Genomic DNA, 2,748 nt, shown 5'->3' on the forward strand with positions numbered 1-2,748 from the left:
CGCTACAGGATCGGGAATGTGGTGATCTGATCCTGATTACGGCCAAAAGTTCGATTTATTCAACAAAGCCGTTACAGTTTCCAATTCATCCAAGAAATTAAAAATGAGCACCATTGCTCTGAAAGTCTTACCCGCTGTGGCTTCCCACTATTAAGTGACGAACGTGACAAAATTTTGGACGGTTCCCGCTTACAACCCCGAGTACGGTCAGTCGCGAAAATGGATAGCGCACGCGCCCTTGTTGCCAAAGGATGGGGAATAGCTCTGGTCAGCCGCGCCATGAGCGTGTCGCGTGCGCAACTATCACTGCGGGTAAAGCGTTCTGCCGACTGGCAGGACAGGCGTTGTAACCGGCGTAATGACGAAGCAGACGCTGAAATACTGTCGGGTATCCTCGATATCATCAGCGATATGCCGAGTTATGGCTATCGCCGCGTGTGGGGCATCCTGCGTAAGCAACGTCGTACTGAGGGGCTGAAGCCGGTCAATGCCAAACGACTTTACAGGATCATGAGCGAGCATAATCTGCTGTTACTGCATGACAAACCAGAGCGGCCGACGCGTGAGCATAAAGGTAAAATCGCAGTTACGGAAAGCGATATGCGCTGGTGTTCAGATGGCTTTGAGTTCGGCTGCGATAATGGTGAAAAACTGCGTGTAACGTTCGCGCTGGACTGCTGCGACCGCGAGGCCATAGACTGGGCAGCAAGCACGGGAGGCTACGACAGCTCGACCGTGCAGGATGTCATGCTGAGGTCGGTAGAAAAGCGCTTCGGCGATAAGTTGCCGGACACAGCGGTGCAGTGGCTGACGGACAACGGTTCCGCGTATACCGCGCATGAAACGCGGAGGTTCGCCAGAGAACTGAATCTGGAGCCCTGTACAACAGCGGTGAGCAGCCCGCAGAGTAATGGCATGGCGGAACGGTTCGTGAAGACGATGAAGGAAGACTATATCGCGTTCATGCCAAAACCGGATGTGAGAACAGCCCTGCAAAACCTTGCAGCAGCGTTCACGCATTACAATGAAAATCACCCGCACAGTGCGCTGGGATACCTCTCTCCACGAGAATACCGGCAGCAGCGGGCATCGTTAACTTAAGATACAAAAGCTGTCCGTAGATGGCGGGTCAAGATCACTTCGTTTCTTTCGTAAGGCCATCCGCCACCACGGTGAGCCGGAGGTGGTGACCATCGATAAAAGCGGCGCGAATACGGCAGCGCTGACCACACTCAACGCCGGTAAATCAGCAGATGAAAACATCATGGTCAGGCAGAAAAAATATCTGAACAACCTTGTGGAGCAGGATCACCGTAACATCAAACGAAGGATAAAACTGATGACGGGATTCAAATCATTTCGCCGGGCGCAGGCCATCCTGGCAGGTATTGAGCTGGTTCACATGATACGCAAGGGTCAGTATCAACATCCGGACGGGGACGGCTTGTCCCCGGCAGAACAGTTTTACCTATTGGCTGCCTGAAAAGTAGCCAATGCACCTTTTGCCGGCCCGCTGTCGTTAACGCGACAGAACCGCGCGATGACCGTAGCGCTGGATCGTCAGACCCGCCAGCGGCGTGGTTCGCCTTCTTGCCGGATCGGCAGGGGAAGCATCCTCAAATAGCCGTCAATACGGTTCACGCTGTACGCTTACGTGAAATGTCCCTTTTGTGAACGCATTGATGCTGTTAAAAAACATGGGAGAGGTAAGGCTGGATACCAGCGTTACCGCTGTCAGTCCTGCTATTGCAAAAGTTGTAATTATTCAACAAAGTCGGAGGGCATTTATGCGGAAGGCCACAACAGCGGGGCTTTCCGCTGGGATTATACCTTAATTTCATTGAAATAAAATATACATGATCGGAATCATTACCCCCAGGCATGCATAAATCGGGCTGCATTTGTTGCCGTGTACAGGACCGTGTGACGTATATTTTTATGACCGAGATAATCCTGAATAAGCCGGGTATCATTCCCGCGGTCCGCTAAATAATATCCGCAGGCGTGACGGAGCATGTGTGGATGCAATGAGAATTTAAATCCGGCAAGAACACCATAATAGCGGATAATTTGGTAAAACCGTTGGCGTGATAGTTTTTCTCCTCTACGAGATAAGAATAACCAGGGTGATGTATTTCCGTATACTCTTTCGCGTTCCTTCAGCCAGCAAAGCAGCAATGTGTTTTCATCTGTGTTCACAGGGTGTAGGGTACTGAGTCCGCCCTTCAGTCTTCGCACATATAGTTGCCGGGATGAGGGGGAGTAATCATCCATTCTCAATGAAATCAGTTCACTCACCCGTAGTCCGTGAATATATGCCATATTTATCATGCATTTATCACGTAAAGAAAATATCGAACTATGGATGGCATTGCGAAGAATTTCCATTTCTTCCTTGGTTAAGTATTTTCTTTTCATTTGTGTCTCATTATTGTTTTCTGGTTATGTGTGTTCACTATAAGTTGATATTAAAAATATATAGTGCCTGTTATGTTAAGGGGACAACCACAGCACCTTACTGTCTGTAAGGCTGCGCTGTGCAGATGGCTCCTGAGAATGAAACATTATTTTGTTTTTATGCCCTGGGAAGGGTAAATTATTAATGACAGGAAGTGGAATATATATTTAACGATAAAAGACCTAAAGAACATAGCCCGCCTACGCCGTGAGCGGCGCTGCTATGCAGCTTCGGGGATGTTCAGGTTCTGTCGCATTAAGGTGTCATCAGATAACATACTGTTTTTTTTT

2 protein-coding genes and 3 pseudogenes are annotated in these 2,748 nt (G+C 49.1%); 4 read left to right on the forward strand and 1 reads right to left on the reverse strand.

Features of this window, described 5'->3' with window-relative positions:
* Nucleotides 1-216: 216 nt before the first annotated feature.
* From J8X26_RS26770 to J8X26_RS28135, 4 genes and pseudogenes are all read left to right on the forward strand, one after another.
* Nucleotides 217-1,101 (forward strand): annotated as a pseudogene (locus tag J8X26_RS26770) (IS3 family transposase); the annotation flags it as partial.
* A gap of 34 nt (nucleotides 1,102-1,135) precedes the next feature.
* Nucleotides 1,136-1,483: pseudogene (locus J8X26_RS26775) on the forward strand (DDE-type integrase/transposase/recombinase); the annotation flags it as partial.
* 44 nt (nucleotides 1,484-1,527) lie between these two features.
* Nucleotides 1,528-1,647, forward strand: a pseudogene (locus J8X26_RS27850) (hypothetical protein); the annotation flags it as partial.
* Nucleotides 1,648-1,697: 50 nt separating this feature from the next.
* The gene (locus tag J8X26_RS28135) at nucleotides 1,698-1,835 is read left to right on the forward strand and encodes a twin-arginine translocation signal domain-containing protein (RefSeq protein WP_374101313.1); all 138 of its coding nucleotides are present in this window, start codon (nucleotides 1,698-1,700) and stop codon (nucleotides 1,833-1,835) included.
* A gap of 34 nt (nucleotides 1,836-1,869) precedes the next feature.
* Here the strand turns inward: J8X26_RS28135 and J8X26_RS26785 are convergent, their stop codons facing one another.
* Nucleotides 1,870-2,418, reverse strand: coding sequence for a tyrosine-type recombinase/integrase (locus J8X26_RS26785; protein WP_208952559.1), 549 nt, complete (start codon nucleotides 2,416-2,418; stop codon nucleotides 1,870-1,872).
* Between the last annotated feature and the right edge of the window lie 330 nt (nucleotides 2,419-2,748).

Origin of the sequence: Rahnella sp. ChDrAdgB13 (assembly GCF_017655185.1) — a bacterium.
In the GTDB taxonomy this organism is placed as follows: Bacteria; Pseudomonadota; Gammaproteobacteria; order Enterobacterales; family Enterobacteriaceae; genus Rahnella; species Rahnella contaminans.